At 71.5% G+C, this 15,043-nt stretch carries 13 protein-coding genes; 8 read left to right on the top strand and 5 right to left on the bottom strand.

Annotated elements, in window-relative coordinates; all coding sequences use genetic code 11:
* Window positions 1-153: 153 nt before the first annotated feature.
* The 3 genes from ELQ39_RS23180 to ELQ39_RS23170 form a co-directional block, all read right to left on the bottom strand.
* The gene (locus ELQ39_RS23180) at window positions 154-1,068 is read right to left on the bottom strand and encodes a sugar ABC transporter permease (protein WP_242593755.1); all 915 of its coding nucleotides are present in this window, start codon (window positions 1,066-1,068) and stop codon (window positions 154-156) included.
* A 13-nt stretch (window positions 1,069-1,081) separates the two neighbouring features.
* On the bottom strand, window positions 1,082-2,086 hold the full coding sequence (locus ELQ39_RS23175; RefSeq protein WP_242593753.1) for a carbohydrate ABC transporter permease: 1,005 nt from the start codon (window positions 2,084-2,086) through the stop codon (window positions 1,082-1,084).
* Window positions 2,087-2,183: 97 nt separating this feature from the next.
* Window positions 2,184-3,455, bottom strand: a complete 1,272-nt coding sequence (locus ELQ39_RS23170) for an extracellular solute-binding protein (RefSeq protein WP_225626710.1) — start codon at window positions 3,453-3,455, stop codon at window positions 2,184-2,186.
* 419 nt (window positions 3,456-3,874) lie between these two features.
* Here ELQ39_RS23170 and ELQ39_RS23165 point away from each other — a divergent pair, with 419 nt between their 5' ends.
* Both ELQ39_RS23165 and ELQ39_RS23160 read left to right on the top strand, forming a co-directional pair.
* The gene (locus tag ELQ39_RS23165) at window positions 3,875-4,909 is read left to right on the top strand and encodes a LacI family DNA-binding transcriptional regulator (RefSeq protein WP_225626711.1); all 1,035 of its coding nucleotides are present in this window, start codon (window positions 3,875-3,877) and stop codon (window positions 4,907-4,909) included.
* A 132-nt stretch (window positions 4,910-5,041) separates the two neighbouring features.
* Complete coding sequence (locus ELQ39_RS23160) at window positions 5,042-5,926, top strand: phosphatase PAP2 family protein (protein WP_225642261.1); 885 nt, start codon at window positions 5,042-5,044, stop codon at window positions 5,924-5,926.
* A gap of 140 nt (window positions 5,927-6,066) precedes the next feature.
* Here ELQ39_RS23160 and ELQ39_RS23155 read toward each other — a convergent pair whose 3' ends face one another.
* Window positions 6,067-9,069 carry a bifunctional [glutamine synthetase] adenylyltransferase/[glutamine synthetase]-adenylyl-L-tyrosine phosphorylase gene (locus ELQ39_RS23155; RefSeq protein WP_242593751.1) on the bottom strand — a complete coding sequence of 1,001 codons (3,003 nt, stop codon included), beginning with the start codon at window positions 9,067-9,069 and terminating at the stop codon, window positions 6,067-6,069.
* Window positions 9,070-9,235: 166 nt separating this feature from the next.
* Here ELQ39_RS23155 and ELQ39_RS23150 point away from each other — a divergent pair, with 166 nt between their 5' ends.
* The 5 genes from ELQ39_RS23150 (at window position 9,236) to ELQ39_RS23130 (ending at window position 12,246) form a co-directional block, all read left to right on the top strand.
* Window positions 9,236-9,763 (top strand): pyridoxamine 5'-phosphate oxidase family protein, encoded by a 528-nt coding sequence (locus tag ELQ39_RS23150; RefSeq protein WP_242593749.1) that lies wholly within the window; start codon window positions 9,236-9,238, stop codon window positions 9,761-9,763.
* Window positions 9,764-9,794: 31 nt separating this feature from the next.
* Complete coding sequence (locus ELQ39_RS23145) at window positions 9,795-10,235, top strand: VOC family protein (RefSeq protein ID WP_190000316.1); 441 nt, start codon at window positions 9,795-9,797, stop codon at window positions 10,233-10,235.
* 205 nt (window positions 10,236-10,440) lie between these two features.
* Window positions 10,441-11,091 (top strand): hypothetical protein, encoded by a 651-nt coding sequence (locus ELQ39_RS23140; RefSeq protein ID WP_242593746.1) that lies wholly within the window; start codon window positions 10,441-10,443, stop codon window positions 11,089-11,091.
* 1 nt (window position 11,092) lies between these two features.
* Window positions 11,093-11,524 (top strand): phage holin family protein, encoded by a 432-nt coding sequence (locus tag ELQ39_RS23135; RefSeq protein ID WP_225626714.1) that lies wholly within the window; start codon window positions 11,093-11,095, stop codon window positions 11,522-11,524.
* The gene (locus ELQ39_RS23130; RefSeq protein ID WP_242593744.1) at window positions 11,500-12,246 is read left to right on the top strand and encodes a DUF3618 domain-containing protein; all 747 of its coding nucleotides are present in this window, start codon (window positions 11,500-11,502) and stop codon (window positions 12,244-12,246) included. The genes ELQ39_RS23135 and ELQ39_RS23130 overlap by 25 nt, the downstream gene beginning before the upstream one ends.
* A 324-nt stretch (window positions 12,247-12,570) precedes the next feature.
* On the opposite strand, the gene ELQ39_RS23125 is transcribed toward ELQ39_RS23130, so the two are convergent.
* On the bottom strand, window positions 12,571-14,118 hold the full coding sequence (locus tag ELQ39_RS23125; RefSeq protein WP_190000320.1) for a pectate lyase family protein: 1,548 nt from the start codon (window positions 14,116-14,118) through the stop codon (window positions 12,571-12,573).
* A 321-nt stretch (window positions 14,119-14,439) separates the two neighbouring features.
* On the opposite strand from ELQ39_RS23125, the gene ELQ39_RS23120 reads away from it, so the two are divergent.
* Window positions 14,440-14,997, top strand: coding sequence for a mycothiol transferase (locus ELQ39_RS23120; RefSeq protein WP_190000321.1), 558 nt, complete (start codon window positions 14,440-14,442; stop codon window positions 14,995-14,997).
* Window positions 14,998-15,043: the final 46 nt, after the last annotated feature.

The raw sequence follows: 15,043 nt of genomic DNA, 5'->3' as shown, positions 1-15,043 counted from the left end.
GCGGAGTGGAGGCGGCCGCGATGACAGCGGGGTCGGATGGCCACGCGGCCGCCTCGGACCCAGGGAGGGGCGAACGCCCCCAGGGGCGCGGGGCTCTGCGCGACCGGCCACGACGATGCCGCAGCCGGCCGACGGCAGTCACCCCGAACGGCGTTACCCCTTGGTGCCACCGGCCGTCAGGCCGGCGACGAGGTTCTTCTGCACGAGGTAGAAGAACGCGGACACGGGTATCGCGATCAGCACCGCCGTCGCGGCCATCAGGTTCCGCTGGGCGTCGTGCTCACTCACGAAACTCTGCAGACCCACCGCCAGCGTGTACTTCTTGTCGTCCAGCATGAACGTCGTGGCGAACGCGACCTCGCCGAACGCGGTGATGAAGCTGTAGAACGCCGCGACCGCGAGCCCCGGCTTGGCGAGCGGCAGGATCAGCCGCGCGAACGTGCCGAACGGGGTCAGTCCGTCGACGCGTCCCGCCTCGTCGATCTCGAACGGGATGGTGTCGAAATAGCCCTTCATCAGCCAGGCGCAGTACGGCACCGCCGTGGAGCAGTACACGAGGATCAGGCCGAGGTAGCTGTCGATGAGCCGCAGGTCCGACAGGATCTGGTACATCGGGACCATCAGCACGGCCACCGGGAACATCTGGGTGACCAGCAGCACCCACATGAACTTCTTGTAGCCCGGGAAGCGCATGCGGGAGACCGCGTAGCCGGTGGTGGCCGCCACCAGGACGCCGATGACCGTGGTGCCGAGCGAGACGATCAGCGAGCTCTTCAGCCAGTCGAAGAAGTTCGTGTTCTGCAGCACGAACGAGTAGTTGTCCAGTGTCATTTTGCCCCAGATCCCACCGGGACGCAGATAGTCGTCCTTGTCGGGGCCCAGGGACAGGAAAACCAGCCAGGCGACCGGGAACAGCGCGATCAGGCTGGCCACGATCAGGATGCCGTGGGAGGTGAGACGGCCCAGGGGGCTGACCTCACCGCGCCGGCGGCCCTTGCGGGGCGCGGCGGTCGGCGCGTCGGCCGGCCCGCCGGCCTCGGCGGCGGTGGGGAGGGTCGAGGTGCTCATGAAGACTCCCGCCTCAGATCGCGAGCTGCTGGTCGTTGCGGTTCAGCCAGCGGCGGTAGAAGGACGTGAAGACGATCAGGATGGCCAGCAGCAGCATGCCGTAGGCGGCGGACTCGGCGAACTCGCGCGGCTGCTGTCCGAAGCCGAGCTGGTAGGCCCAGGTCACGAGGATCTGCGCGTCCGGCGCGGTGTTGCCGAACAGCAGGAAGATGATCGCGAACTGGTTGAACGTCCAGATGATGCCGAGCAGCACCACGGTGGAGCTGACCGAGCGCAGGCCGGGCAGGGTGACATGGCGGAACCGCTGCCAGGCGCTCGCGCCGTCCATCTCGGCGGCCTCGTAGAGGCTGCTGTCGATGGACTGCAGTCCGCCGAGCAGGGAGACCATCATGAACGGCACACCGCACCAGGTGTTGACCATGATCGCGGCGAACCGCTGCCAGAAGGAGTCCTCCAGCCACGCCGGGGTGGGCAGGCCGAGGAGGTCGAGGCCGGAGTTGATGATCCCGGCGTCGGCGAGCATGAAGCGCCAGCCGAAGACGGTGACGAAGGTCGGCACGGCCCACGGCAGGATGAGGATCAGCCGGTAGAAGGTGCGGCCGCGCAGCTTCTGGTTGAGCAGCAGCGCGAGGCCCAGGCCGATGCCGTAGTGCAGGGCGACACAGGCGGCCGTCCACACGATCGTCCAGATGAAGTGCGACCAGAACCGGTCGTAGGCGGTCTCGCCCCACAGGATGTCGGCGTAGTTGTCGATGCCGATGAACTTGTAGGTGGCCTCGATCTCGTTGACGCCGATGGTGCGCGCCGAGTTGAGGCTGTCCGCGTCGGTGAGCGTGAGGTAGAAGCCGTAACCCAGGGGGTACAGGACGATGACGCCGAGCACGACGGCCACCGGCGCGATCATGGCGTAGGCGTACCAGTGCTTCTGGTAGGAGTGCTTCAGGCGCTGGCCCAGCCCGGGGCGGGGCGCGCGGTCACCGCGGCGCTTGCCGGTCGCGCGGTCGATGGCGACTGTCATGGTTCGGCACCTTCTGGATGATCAAGGAGTACGGCACACAGGCCGGCGGCCGCCGGACCCTCCCCTCCTGGAAGCGGGTCCGGCGGCCACACGGGCATTACTTGGAGAAGTCCGGCACCAGCTTGGTGAACGCGGCCTCCGCGTCGCTCAGACCCTTGTCCAGGGACTCCTTGCCGCTGGCGATCTGCGGCAGCTCGTCGTCCATCGGGCCCCACAGGGAGCTGTACTCGGGCAGCGCCGGGCGCGGCTGGGCGGCCGAGAGGACCGTCTGGTAGCCGGCGATGCCGGGGTCGGCCTTGACCTGCTCGGTGTAGGCGTCGTCGCGCGTCGGCAGCGTGGAGTTCTTCAGCGCGATGGTCTCCTGGGCCTTCGCCGAGGTCATGAACTTCACGAACTTCAGCGCGGCCTCCTGCTTCTCCTTGCTGGAGCCGGCGTAGACCGAGAGGTTGTGACCGCCGGTGGGGGCGCCCGCCTTGCCCGCGGAGCCGGCCGGGACGGTGGCGATGCCGAGGTTGTTCTTGTCCTTGAAGGCGGAGCCCTTGTAGAAGTTGGTGATCTCCCACGGGCCCTGGATGATCGAGGCGACCTTGCCGTTGACGAACGCGTCCTGGATGTGGGCGTAGGCGTCGGCGGTCACGTCGGCCTTGTGCAGGCCCTTGCCCTCGAAGAGGCTCAGCCAGGTGCCGTAGCCCTTCTTGGCCTCGGCGGACTTGATCGTGATCTTCTTGGCCTCGGCGTCGACCATGTCGGTGCCCTCGCCGTAGAGGAACGGCTGGGCGTAGTAGCCGGCCGTGGAGCCCCAGTAGCCGTCGACGCCGGTCTTCGCCTTGATCGTGGCGGCGGCCTTCTTCAGGTCGTCCCAGGTCTTGGGGGCCTCGACGCCGGCCTTGGCGAACAGCGCCTTGTTGTACACGAAGGCGAGGGTGTCCGTGGTGAACGGGACGCCGTAGGTCTTGCCCTCGTACTTGGCCTGCTCGAGCAGGTTGGGCTTGAACTTGTCCTGCTCGGCGAGCGCCTCGGTGCCGTCGAGGGGCAGGAAGAAGCCCTTCTTGGCGAACGCGGGGGTCCAGCCGACCTCGGAGCGCAGCACGTCGGGGGCGCCCTTGGAACCGGCGGCGGTGTCGAACTTGTTCTGCGCCTGGTCGAACGGGACGTTGACGAAGTTGACCTTGATGTCCTTGTTGGCGGCCTCGAACTCCTTGACCAGGGCCTTGTAGGTCGGCGCCTCGTTGGTCGCGTTGGAGGTGTCCCACCAGGTGATGGTGACCGGGCCGCCGGCCTTGTCGCCGCTGTCGCTGTCGCCGCCGCAGGCCGTCGCCGCGAGGGCGAGGGACGCCACCAGCGCGGTGGCCGCTATGCCACGCCGCATGAGGTTCTCCTTGAGGGTTAAGCCCGTGAGGCGGGAACGGCCCCGTCTGCCGTCCCGCGAGGTGCCGACTGCGCCGTTGCGGCGGCCGGGCGACGTGAACGTAACAGCGTTGGAACGTTTCCGAAAGACCTTGCAGAAAAGTTTTGCAAGGACCCTCGACAGTTATGTCGCCGTGACCCGTTCTCGACCGTCGCGCAACCCTGGTTTGCGCCCGTACGCCGGGGGTTCGGACTGTTGTGCAAGACTCTGCAAGCACTTGCCATCCGTTGCCGCCGGGGGAATCATCCCTTGCGGAGCGGACGCCGACCATGACTTGAGGGATCGCGATGAGCCAGCAGCCCACCACGGGCCGTCCCGCGGCGCGCACCAGGCGTCCGATCGGTGTGCAAGGCGACAACCGGCAGATACAGTCCGGTCCTGTGACCACACGGCTTGCTGATATCGCTGCTCAGGCGGGGGTGAGCGAGGCGACCGTCAGCCGGGTCCTGAACGGGAAGCCGGGCGTCGCCGCCACCACCCGCCAGTCCGTGCTCGCCGCCCTGGACGTGCTGGGCTACGAGCGCCCGGTGCGGCTGAGGCAGCGCAGCGAGGGTCTCGTCGGGCTGATCACGCCCGAGCTGGAGAACCCGATCTTCCCGGCGCTGGCCCAGGTGATCGGGCAGGCGCTGACCCGCCAGGGCTACACCCCCGTGCTCGCCACCCAGACCCCCGGCGGGTCCACCGAGGACGAGCTGACCGAGATGCTCGTGGACCGCGGTGTCGCCGGCATCATCTACGTCTCCGGCCTGCACGCCGACACCACCGCGGACATGCAGCGCTACGAGCGGCTGCGGGCGCAGGGCGTGCCGTTCGTGCTCGTGGACGGTTTCTCGCCGAAGGTGCAGGCGCCGTTCATCTCCCCCGACGACCGGGCCGCGATGGCGCTGGCCGTCACCCACCTCGCGTCCCTCGGGCACACCCGGATCGGGCTGGCGCTCGGGCCGAAGCGGTTCGTGCCCGTGCAGCGCAAGATAGAGGGCTTCGTCCGGGCCGTTCAGGAGCAGTTGGGACTGAGCGCGGAGACGGTCGAGACCGAGCTGGTCCAGCACTCGCTGTACACGCTGGAGGGCGGACAGGCCGCGGCCAGCGCGCTGATGGACCGGGACTGCACGGCCGTGGTGTGCGCGAGCGACATGATGGCGCTGGGCGCGATCCGCGCGGCCCGGCAGCGCGGCCTGGAGGTGCCGGACGACATCTCGGTGGTCGGCTTCGACGACTCGCCGCTGATCGCCTTCACCGACCCGCCGCTGACCACGGTGCGCAAGCCGGTCCCGGCGATGGGACAGGCCGCGGTGCGCACGCTGCTGGAGGAGATCGGCGGAACGCCCGCGCCGCACAGCGAGTTCGTGTTCATGCCCGAGCTGGTGGTGCGCGGTTCGACGGCGTCGGCGCCCGGGGACCGCAATCGTCCCTGAGGGGGAGAGCGGACGCCGGTGCGCCCTGCCGGGGGAGGAGACGGAGGGCCTGTTCCCGGGGCAGAACATGCGGGCCGGACCCGCCCGGGGGATGATCTGACCGAGAGGTCTTATCTGGCAGACTCTGTGCCCATGGGTGACTCGACCGTGACCACGCTGGAAGGCCGCGAGGCGGCCGCAGCGAGCCCCGTCGAGGAGACGGCGGCGACGGGTCGGCTGCGCCGTCTTCGCGCTCCTCGCCGGCCCCGGCTCTGGTTCGAGATCCTGCTGATCGCGGTGAGTTACGCCACGTACTCGCTCGTGCGCAACGCGGTGCCCGAGCAGCGGGCGGAGGCGCTGCGCAACGCCGATCTGATCTGGCGGCTGGAGGGCCGACTCGGCGCGGCCTTCGAGGAGTCCGTGAACCACGCGGTGAACTCGGTGACTTGGCTCGTCGTCGGGATGAACTACTACTACGCCACCCTGCACTTCGCGGTGACGCTGGGTGTGCTGGTGTGGCTGTACCGCAGACACCCCGGCCGGTACGCGGCGACCCGGCTGGTCCTCTTCGTCACCACGGGTTTCGCCCTGGTCGGCTTCTACCTCTTCCCGCTCGCCCCGCCGCGGCTGATGAACGGCCAGAACTTCATCGACACCGTGCTGGTCCACCAGACCTGGGGTTCGATGGCCTCGGGGGACATGAAGAACGTCTCCAACCAGTACGCGGCGATGCCGTCCATGCACATCGGCTGGTCGCTGTGGTGCGGGCTCACGCTCTTCGCGCTGGCCTCGGTGCCGTGGGTGCGGGTGCTGGGCCTGGTGTACCCGGTCCTCACCCTGGTGGTCATCGTCGCCACCGCCAACCACTTCTGGCTGGACGCGGTCGGCGGCGTCCTGTGCCTCGCCGTCGGCTACGGCGTGGCCCACGCCTGGTACGGCCGCCGTCCCTCCGCCCTCCCCCGCCACCTCCCGGACCCGGCCACGAGACGGCCGGAGCCGGCCGCCCCGGAGCGTGTTCCCTTGCAGAAGCAGGTCTGACACCCGGGCCCGGGGCCCCGGCGCGCCGCGCCGTAGGAGCGCGGCTCGGCCCCGCCGACGCGGAACTCGCGAAAAACTCACGAACGCCCCGCGTCGCTGTGGAGCGCGGCTCGTCCCCGCGGGCGCGGCACGCGCAGGGGCTACAGCCCGCCGTAGAACAGCTGCTCCACCACCCCGCGCGCCCGCCGGGCCGTGCGGCGGTAGGCGTCGAGCATGTCGCCGGCGTGGCCGGGGCCGTAGCCCAGGTAGCGGCCGACGGCGGCCAGCTCGCGCGGCACGGTGGGGAAGGTGTCCCCCGCCCGGCCCCGGACCAGCATCACCGCGTTGCGGACGCGGGTGGCCAGCACCCACGCCTCGTCGAGGATCTCCGCGTCCTCCTCGGACACCAGCCCGGCCTCACGCGCGGCGGCCAGCGCCTCCCGGGTGCGGGTCGTCCGCAGCCCCGGCACCTGAGCCGCGTGCCGCAGCTGGAGGAGCTGCACGGTCCACTCCACGTCGGACAGTCCGCCCGGCCCCAGCTTGGCGTGCAGCTTGGGGTCGGCGCCGCGCGGCAGCCGCTCGGCCTCCATACGGGCCTTGAGCCGCCGGATCTCCCGCACCGCGTCCTCGTCCAGCCCTCCGGCCGGGTACCGCAGCGGGTCGATCAGCTCCATGAAGCGGCGGCCCAGGTCCTCGTCCCCGGCGACGGGCTCGGCCCGCAGCAGCGCGTGCCGCTCCCATGTCAACGCCCAGCGCCGGTAGTACGCCTCGTAGGAGCCGAGGGTGCGCACCAGCGGGCCCGACTTGCCCTCCGGGCGCAGGTCGGCGTCCACCAGCAGCGGCGGGTCGGCGCTGGGCACCTGGAGCAGCCTGCGCATCTCCGCGACCACCTTGTTCGCGGCCTCGGACGCCTCCCGCTCGCCCACGCCCTCGCGCGGCTCGTGCACGAACAGGACGTCCGCGTCTGAGCCGTAGCCCAGCTCGTGCCCGCCGAAGCGGCCCATGCCGATGACGGTGAACCGGGTGGGCAGTGTGTCGCCCCAGCCCTCGCGGACCACCGCGCGGAGCGTGCCGGCGAGGGTGGCGGCCGTCAGGTCGGACACGGCGCCGCCCACCATGTCCACCAGGGCGCCCTGGTCGGCCTCGGCGGGCTGCGACTCGGTGCCGTAGGAGCCGACGATGTCCGCGGCGGCCGTGCGGAACAGCTCGCGGCGGCGCACCCCGCGGGCGGCGGTGACGCCCTGCACGGCGTTGTCGGCGCGGCGGACGGCGGCGAGGACCTCCTGCTCCAGGGAGGCGCGGGAGCGCGGGGTGAGGCCGCCGCCGTCCCCGTCGCCGAGCAGGGCGACCGCCTCGGGGGCGCGCATCAGCAGGTCGGGGGCGAGCCGCCCGGCGGACAGCACCCGGGCGAGGTTCTCCGCGGCGGCGCCCTCGTCGCGCAGCAGCCGCAGGTACCAGGGGGTCTTGCCGAGGGCGTCGGAGACCTTGCGGAAGTTCAGCAGGCCGGCGTCGGGGTCGGCGGAGTCCGCGAACCAGCCGAGCAGCACCGGCAGCAGGGTGCGCTGGATGGCGGCCTTGCGGGTGACTCCGGAGGCGAGGGCCTCCAGGTGGCGCAGCGCGGCGGCGGGGTCGGCGTAGCCGAGGGCGACCATGCGTTCGCGGGCGGCCTCGGCGCTGAGCCGGGCCTCGCCGGGGGCGAGCGCGGCGACGGCGTCGAGCAGCGGCCGGTAGAACAGCTTCTCGTGCAGCCGCCGCACCACGGTGGTGTGGCGCCGCCACTCCCGGGTCAGTTCGGCGACCGGGTCGGTGCGCAGGCCCAGGGAGCGGCCGAGGCGGCGCAGGTCGGCCTCGTCCTCGGGGACGAGGTGGGTGCGGCGCAGCCGGTGGAGCTGGATGCGGTGCTCCAGGGAGCGCAGGAAGCGGTACGCCTCGTCGAGCTGGGCGGCGTCCGCGCGGCCGACGTAGCCGCCGGCGGCGAGCGCCTTGAGCGCGTCGAGGGTGGTGCCGCTGCGCAGGGAGGCGTCGGCGCGGCCGTGCACCAGCTGGAGCAGCTGCACGGCGAACTCGACGTCCCTGAGGCCGCCGGGGCCGAGCTTGAGCTGGCGGTCCACCTCGGCGGCGGGGATGTTCGCCACGACCCGGCGGCGCATCTCCTGCACGTCGGCGACGAAGTTCTCCCGCTCGGCGGCCTTCCACACCAGCGGCCGGAGCGCGGCCGTGTACTCCTCGCCGAGCGCGAGGTCGCCCGCGACCGGGCGGGCCTTGAGCAGCGCCTGGAACTCCCAGGTCTTGGCCCAGCGCTGGTAGTAGGCGAGGTGGGAGGCGAGGGTGCGGACCAGCGGGCCGTTGCGGCCCTCGGGGCGGAGGTTGGCGTCGACGGGCCAGATGGAGCCCTCGACGGTGGTCTCCGAGCAGATCCTCATCATGTGCGAGGCCAGCCGGGTGGCTGCGCGCAGCGCCTTGTCCTCGTCGGCGCCGCCGGCCGCCTCGCCGACGAAGATGACGTCGACGTCGGAGACGTAGTTCAGCTCGTGGCCGCCGCACTTGCCCATCGCGATCACCGCGAGCCGGCACAGCGCGGCGTCCTCCGGCGCGTCGGCCTCGGCCAGGGCGAGGGCCGCGCGCAGGGTGGCGGTGGCGAGGTCGGCGAGCTCGGCGGCGGTCTGGGAGACGTCGACGGTGCCGCAGACGTCCCGGGCGGCTATGGACAGCAGGCAGCGCCGGTAGGCGACGCGCAGCGACACCGGGTCGGTGACGTCGGCGAGGCCGCGTTCGAACTCCTCCACACCGGGGTGCAGGTCGCGCGGCTCGTAGGTGACCAGGGCCTGCCAGTCGCGCGGGTGCCGGGCCAGGTGATCGGCGAGCGCCGCGGAGGCGCCGAGCACCCCGAGCAGCCGGTCGCGCAGCGGCTTGGCCGCTATCACGGTGTCCAGCAGCTCCTGGCGTGCGGTGGCCGTCTCCTGCGCCTCCAGCAGCCGCACCAGCCCGTGCAGCGCGAGGTCGGGGTCGGCGGTGCCGCCGAGGGCGTCCAGCAGCACGGGGTCGTTGCGCACGGGCGCCAGTTCGGGGCTGTCGAGGAACCGCTCTGCGTCCGACGGATCGGTGAAGCCGTGCCGCAGCAGCCGTGTGAAGGTGCTGCTCCTGCGCCCCGGCGCCGACGTCATCCCCGGCCTCCCTCGTGCCTCGGATCAGGGTCGTACGGCCCTGAGCCTAACCGGAGGACGCGAGCACGGCCCCGGAGCGGCCCGCGGTGAATTCCGGGGCCGGGCGGGGTCTGATGAGGAGAGCGCGGCTGCGCGGTCGCGTCCTTCCGACCGTCGAGGAGTTCCCATGACCGACGTTCCCGACACCCCCGCCCCGCCGGAAGGCCGGGTCGACCCCCGCTACAGCGACCAGCGGGCCGGAGCGCCGCCCTGGCCGGAGGTGGAGCGGCTGATCTCGGAGGCGGAGCTGTTCTGGATCTCCACGGTGCGTCCCGACGGCCGGCCGCACGTCACCCCGCTCCCGGCGGTCTGGTCGTCCGGCGCCCTGCACTTCTGCACCGGTCCCGAGGAGCGCAAGGCCCGCAACCTCGCCGAGAACCCGCACACCGTGCTGACCACCGGCGTCAACACCTGGGCGCGGGGCTACGACGTGGTCGTGGAGGGCCGCGCGGAACGCGTCACGGACGACGCGCGGCTGCGCGGTCTGGCCGCGCTGTGGGAGGAGAAGTACGGCGACTTCTGGCGCTTCGAGGTCCGGGACGGCCATTTCCACCACGGGCCGGGCCGCGCCGTGGTGTTCTCGGTGGCGCCGCACACCGTTTTCGGATTCGGTAAGGGGGAGCCGTTCAGCCAGACCCGGTGGCGGTTCGTCTGACGCTGTACCCGACAAGGAGCCGGAGGCTCACATGGACATGACCCTCGAAGTGATCCCGCTGCCGGTGAGCGACATCGACCGGGCCCGGGACTTCTACCGGGACAAGGTCGGCTTCCACGTCGACATCGACCAGGAGGTCATGCCGGGCATGCGCATCGTCCAGCTGACCCCGCCCGGCTCCGGCTGCTCTATCGCCCTCGGCGAGACGCTCTGGGAGATGACCCCCGGCCCCACCCCGGCCCCCGGCGCCTACCAGGGCCTCCAGCTCTGCGTCGCCGACATCGGGAAGGCCCACGCGGAGTTCGTCGCGCGCGGCCTGGAGATCTCCGAGCCGGTCCGCTACGCCGACTCCGACGGCGCCACGTTCATGCACTTCACGGACCCCGACGGCAACGGCTGGGCGGTCCAGGAGTACCGCCGCCGCGCGACGGAGCCGCTGCACAAGCTCCTGTCGGAGCAGGCGCAGCAGTAGGTGCCGCCGCCGCTTCCCGGTGGGTTCCGCCCGGTGACGGGCGCCACGACATCAATCTCCTCAAAGTGTGTCAAACCGACTTAAAGGGCCACCCGTGCAGTGAACGGACGGCCACGTGTGCGGCCCGGAGCGCGACCTCCGGCCCACACCGGGCCCACGGGGGGGCACGGGCCGCACGCACACACTCGATGAGGGGAACACGCCGATGAGTGAGTCCGTAGGAACCGGCTCCGGCAGCACCGGGGAGAAGGTGAAAGCAGAGACCTCCGCGACGGCCGGACAGGCCAGGCAGGCCGCCGGACAGGTCGCCGGGACCGCGGCGGAACAGGCACGTGCCGTCGTGGGCGAGGCACGGGACCAGGCCGGCACGGTCGTCCAGGACCTGCGGACCCGCGCCGTCGAGGAGGCGGACGGGCAGACCCGGCGGGCCGCCGGCACGCTGCGGCAGTGGGCGACCGACCTCACCGAGCTGGCCGCGCACGCCGAGAGCGACTCCCCCGCCCGCAGCCTGGCGGCCAGGGCCGGGGACCGGGGACAGCGTGCGGCCGACTATCTGGAGCGGCAGGGCGTCGAAGGTCTCGTCACCGACCTGCAGAGCTTCGCCCGACGGCGTCCCGGCGCCTTCCTCGGCGGTGCTCTGCTCGCGGGACTGGCCGTGGGACGCCTGGCGAAGGTGACACAGGCGGCATCGCAGAGCGGGAACGGCCGGGCCCAGGCCGACGCGGCGCCGGGCCAGGGCGAGCTGACACCGCCGGTCGGGACGGTACCGGCCATGACGCCGCCTCCCGCAGCGTCCGCTCCGAGCCTGGGCACGCCGCCCGCCGGCACCCCGGGCCGTACCTTCCCGGAGGCGTGAGATGGCCACGATGTCACCCCTGTCCCGGGCCCGCACGGCCGAACCGGCGGCGGTTCCGGAGGAGTCCACGGGCCAGTTGCTCTCACAGATCACCTCCGACCTCCAGACGCTCTTCCGTCAGGAGCTGGAGCTGGCCAAGGCCGAGCTCAAGGAAGAGGGCGTCAAGGCCGGCAAGGCTGCCGGGATGTTCGGCGGCGCCGGTTTCGCCGGCTACATGGTCCTGCTGTTCCTGTCGCTGGCGGCCGTGTTCGGCCTGGCCCAGGTGATGGACGAGGGCTGGGCCGCGCTGATCGTCGCCGCGCTGTGGGCGATCGCCGCGGCCGTGCTGTTCCAGAAGGGCCGCACGGGGATGCGAACCGTCTCGCCGAAGCCCGAGTACACCGTCCAGACGCTGAAGGAGGACGCGGAATGGGCACGTCACCCGACCAAATGAGGGCCGAGATAGCGGCCACGCGGAACCAGTTGACCGCGGACGTGGACCGGCTCGCCGACCGGGCCAGCCCGCGTCGCATGGCCCACCGTCGCAAGGCGAGGGTGCGCCGTACGGTGACGGGCATGCGTGACCGCGTCATGGGCACGGCCTCGAACACGGCACACGGCATGGCCGGCACCGCCCGGTCCGCGGCCGGCTCGGTGCAGTCGGCGGCCGGCTCGACGGCCGGAACCGTGCAGTCGGCGGCGGGCTCCGCGGCCGCCACCGTGCAGGAGGGCACCGAGCGGGCGGCGGACACGGCGCGCGAGGTGGCCGAGCAGGCCGGACAGGCCGTCCAGCAGACGCCCGAGGCGGCCCGGCGTCAGACGCAGGGCAACCCGATCGCCGCGGGGCTGGTCGCCTTCGGCCTCGGCCTGCTGGCCGCCTCGATGGTGCCCGCCTCCGAGAAGGAGCAGCAGAAGGCGTCCGAGCTGATGGAGCGCGGCGCCGAGGCGCTGGAACCGGTGAAGGAGGCAGCCACGGAGTCGGCCCAGCACTTGAAGGAAGGTGCCGTGGAGGCCACCCAGAGTGCCGCCGCGGAGGTCAAGGGCACCGCCCAGCAGGCGGCCCGCACCACCCAGGAGGAGGCACGCGGCCAGGCCGGCCAGGTCACCGAGCAGGCGCAGGACTCCGGCCGCGCCCTCAAGGACGAGGCGCAGAACCGCTCCCGCCCGCCCGGCTGAGCCCGGCACACCACGGAGCAGGCGTCTGCCCCGGCCGCGCGGCCGGGGCAGACGCCTGCTCGGGTGCGTTCCGTGTCGCGGGCGCACGGGACGCAGCCGGGTGGGCAGGGCGGCATCGGGCCGCCCGCGGGTCAGAGGACGAAGATCAGGACCAGTACCAGCGTGGCCACCAGGCTGATGGCCAACGACCCGAGACAGCCGACCCGGTTGCTGAAGAAGAAGAACATGTTCTCCGAGTACCCCGTCGTGTCCCCTCACGCAGACGCGTCAGGAGCCGGGGCGTTCCGGGGGCCGCCGCCGTCGCGGCCGCCCCCGGGGGGGGGATCAGTTCGCGTACGTCTCGAACTCCGCGATGCGCGGGGTGCCGGAGGCGTTGGTGATCTCGAGGGTGATCTTCTTCAGGGAGGCCGGGGAGAAGCTGACCGTCCCTGCTCCGCTGCCGGAGGCCAGGACCGCGCCCGTGTCGTGGTTGAGCAGGCGGTACGCGCCGATGGTGCCGGAGCCCGAGGCCAGGCGGATGCCGGCCTTCGACACGGTGGTGGCGGAGCCCCACTTCACCGATACCGAGCCGGTCGAGCCGGACGGCGACCAGTAGGTGCTCGTGTTGCCGTCGATCACGTTGCCGTAGCTGGTGCCGGAGGCCTTGGAGGAGCCGTCGGCGCCCGCGCCGAGGCTCAGGTTGGCGCCGGCGGGCGGGTCGGTGGGACCGGGGTCGGTCGGCTCACCCGGGTCCGTCGGGCCGGGGTCGGTCGGGTCCGGGCTCTGCGGGGTGCAGCTGCCGTCCGACACCTTCAGGCCCTTGCCCGCGCCCGCCGTCTGCGCGACCACGCCCGGCACGCAGTTCGCCCCGTCCAGGGTGAAGTCGTACGGGATGCTCACCGAGGTGTTCGACGTGGGGTTCGGGCCGGCCGGGTTGTGGTCGCCGCTGCGCGAGGACCAGGTGACGTTGTCGAAGACGTTGCCGCCGACCTGCCAGTAGCCGGCCTCGCTGGTGTAGAAGGTGCCGAGGACGTCCTTGGAGTCCTCGAAGTAGTTGTTGTCCACCTTGGCGCGGGCGCCGGCGCGGGAGTTGATGCCGGACTCGTTCAGCCGCTTGTAGTGGTTGTTGTACATGTGCGCGATGCCGCCGCGCAGCAGGGGCGCACGGGAGTCGATGTTCTCGTACAGGTTGTGATGGAAGGTCACGTACCCGTTGGAGCGGTCGCTCTCGCTGGAGCCGATGAGGCCGCCGCGCCCGGAGTTGCGCAGGACGCTGTACGAGAGCGTCACGTACTGGGTGTTGTCCTTCATGTCGAACAGGCCGTCGTAGCCCTCGGACTCACCGCCGGACGCCTCCAGCGTGACGTGGTCCACCCAGACGTTCCTGACATCGCTTTCCATGCCGATGGCGTCGCCGCCGTTCGACGTGGGCGAGCCGGACTTCTTGACGTTCCTGACCGTCACGTTCTGGATGACGATGTTGGCGGCCTCGCGGATGTGGATGCCCAGCTGGTCGAAGACCGCCCCGTTCCCGACGCCCACGATGGTGACGTTGCTGATCTGCTTCAGCTCGATCCTGTCGGCGGCGGTGTTGCAGCTGGAGCCGGACACCTTGGTGGTGTTGCCGTGGTTGATCGTGCCCTCGACCTGGATGGTGATCGGGGTGGAGCTGCTGGCCCGGCTGCAGAGAGCCTGGTGGATGGCGGTGCCGGTGGTGGCGCGGACCGTCTGCCCGCCCGCCCCGCCGGTGGTTCCGCCGTTCTGGGTCGCGTAGCCGGTCACCCCTCCGGTGGCGGCGGACGCGGTGGTCGTGGACAGCGCCACGCCGGCGGCGGCCGTGAGGGCCCCGGCTGCCAGTAACGCGGAGAGCCGCACGGCGACTGCTCGTCTCATGGTCGTTTCGCCTTTCGTCGTTCACTGTCACGGGGAACTGTCATGGGCATGTCAGTGAGATCGATGAGGGAGGACGGGGTGGGCCTGACCCATCGATTGAGAAAGCGCTTTCTGTCTGTGTGTCGCGACAGTAGAGGCGCGGCAGCGGGCTGGCAAGGTTCCGCACGAGAACGGAGCGGAGGCTTCCGGATGACGTCTCGGCGGACGCCGTGACTAGGACCTGATCTGACCTACATGGCTCCTAACGTGTCTCTCGTCGCGCCGGACGCGTACGGCACGCAGCGCACGAGATCACCGAACTGACCGATGAAGGCGGAGACCATGACCGTGAACCAGCCGACCACCGACCAGTCCGCCGAGGCCCCCGCCGTCGCGGACGAGCGCGCCGACCTGCTGGTGGTGCTCGCCAGGCACCGGGAGTTCCTGCGGCTCACCACCCGCGGCCTGACCGACGAGCAGGCGGGCCTGCGGACGACGGTGAGCGAGCTGTGCCTGGGCGGCCTGATCAAGCACGTCGCCGCGGCCGAGCGGAGCTGGGTGGACTTCATCCTGGAGGGACCCTCGTCGAGGCCCGACTTCAACGACATGACGCCGGAGGACTGGGCGCGCCGGGCCGACGAGTTCAAGATGCTGCCCGGCGAGACGCTGGCCGGCGTCCTGGACGCGTACGCGGAGGTGGCCCGCCGCACCGAGGAGGTCGTCGCCGGCCTCCCCGACCTGAACGCGTCGTGGCCGCTGCCGAAGGCGCCGTGGTTCGAGGGTCAGCCCGAGTGGAGCGCGCGCCGGGTGCTGCTGCACATCCTCGCCGAGACGTCCCAGCACGCGGGCCACGCGGACATCATCCGGGAGGCGCTGGACGGGGCGAAGACGATGGGGTGACGACCCGGGTCGTCGGGTACACGAACGGGGCCGGCGGTCGTGTCGA

The sequence above is a fragment of the Streptomyces sp. GB4-14 genome (assembly GCF_022696125.1).
Lineage (GTDB): Bacteria > Actinomycetota > Actinomycetes > Streptomycetales > Streptomycetaceae > Streptomyces > Streptomyces werraensis.
This window is presented reverse-complemented; position numbering and strand designations above follow the sequence as displayed.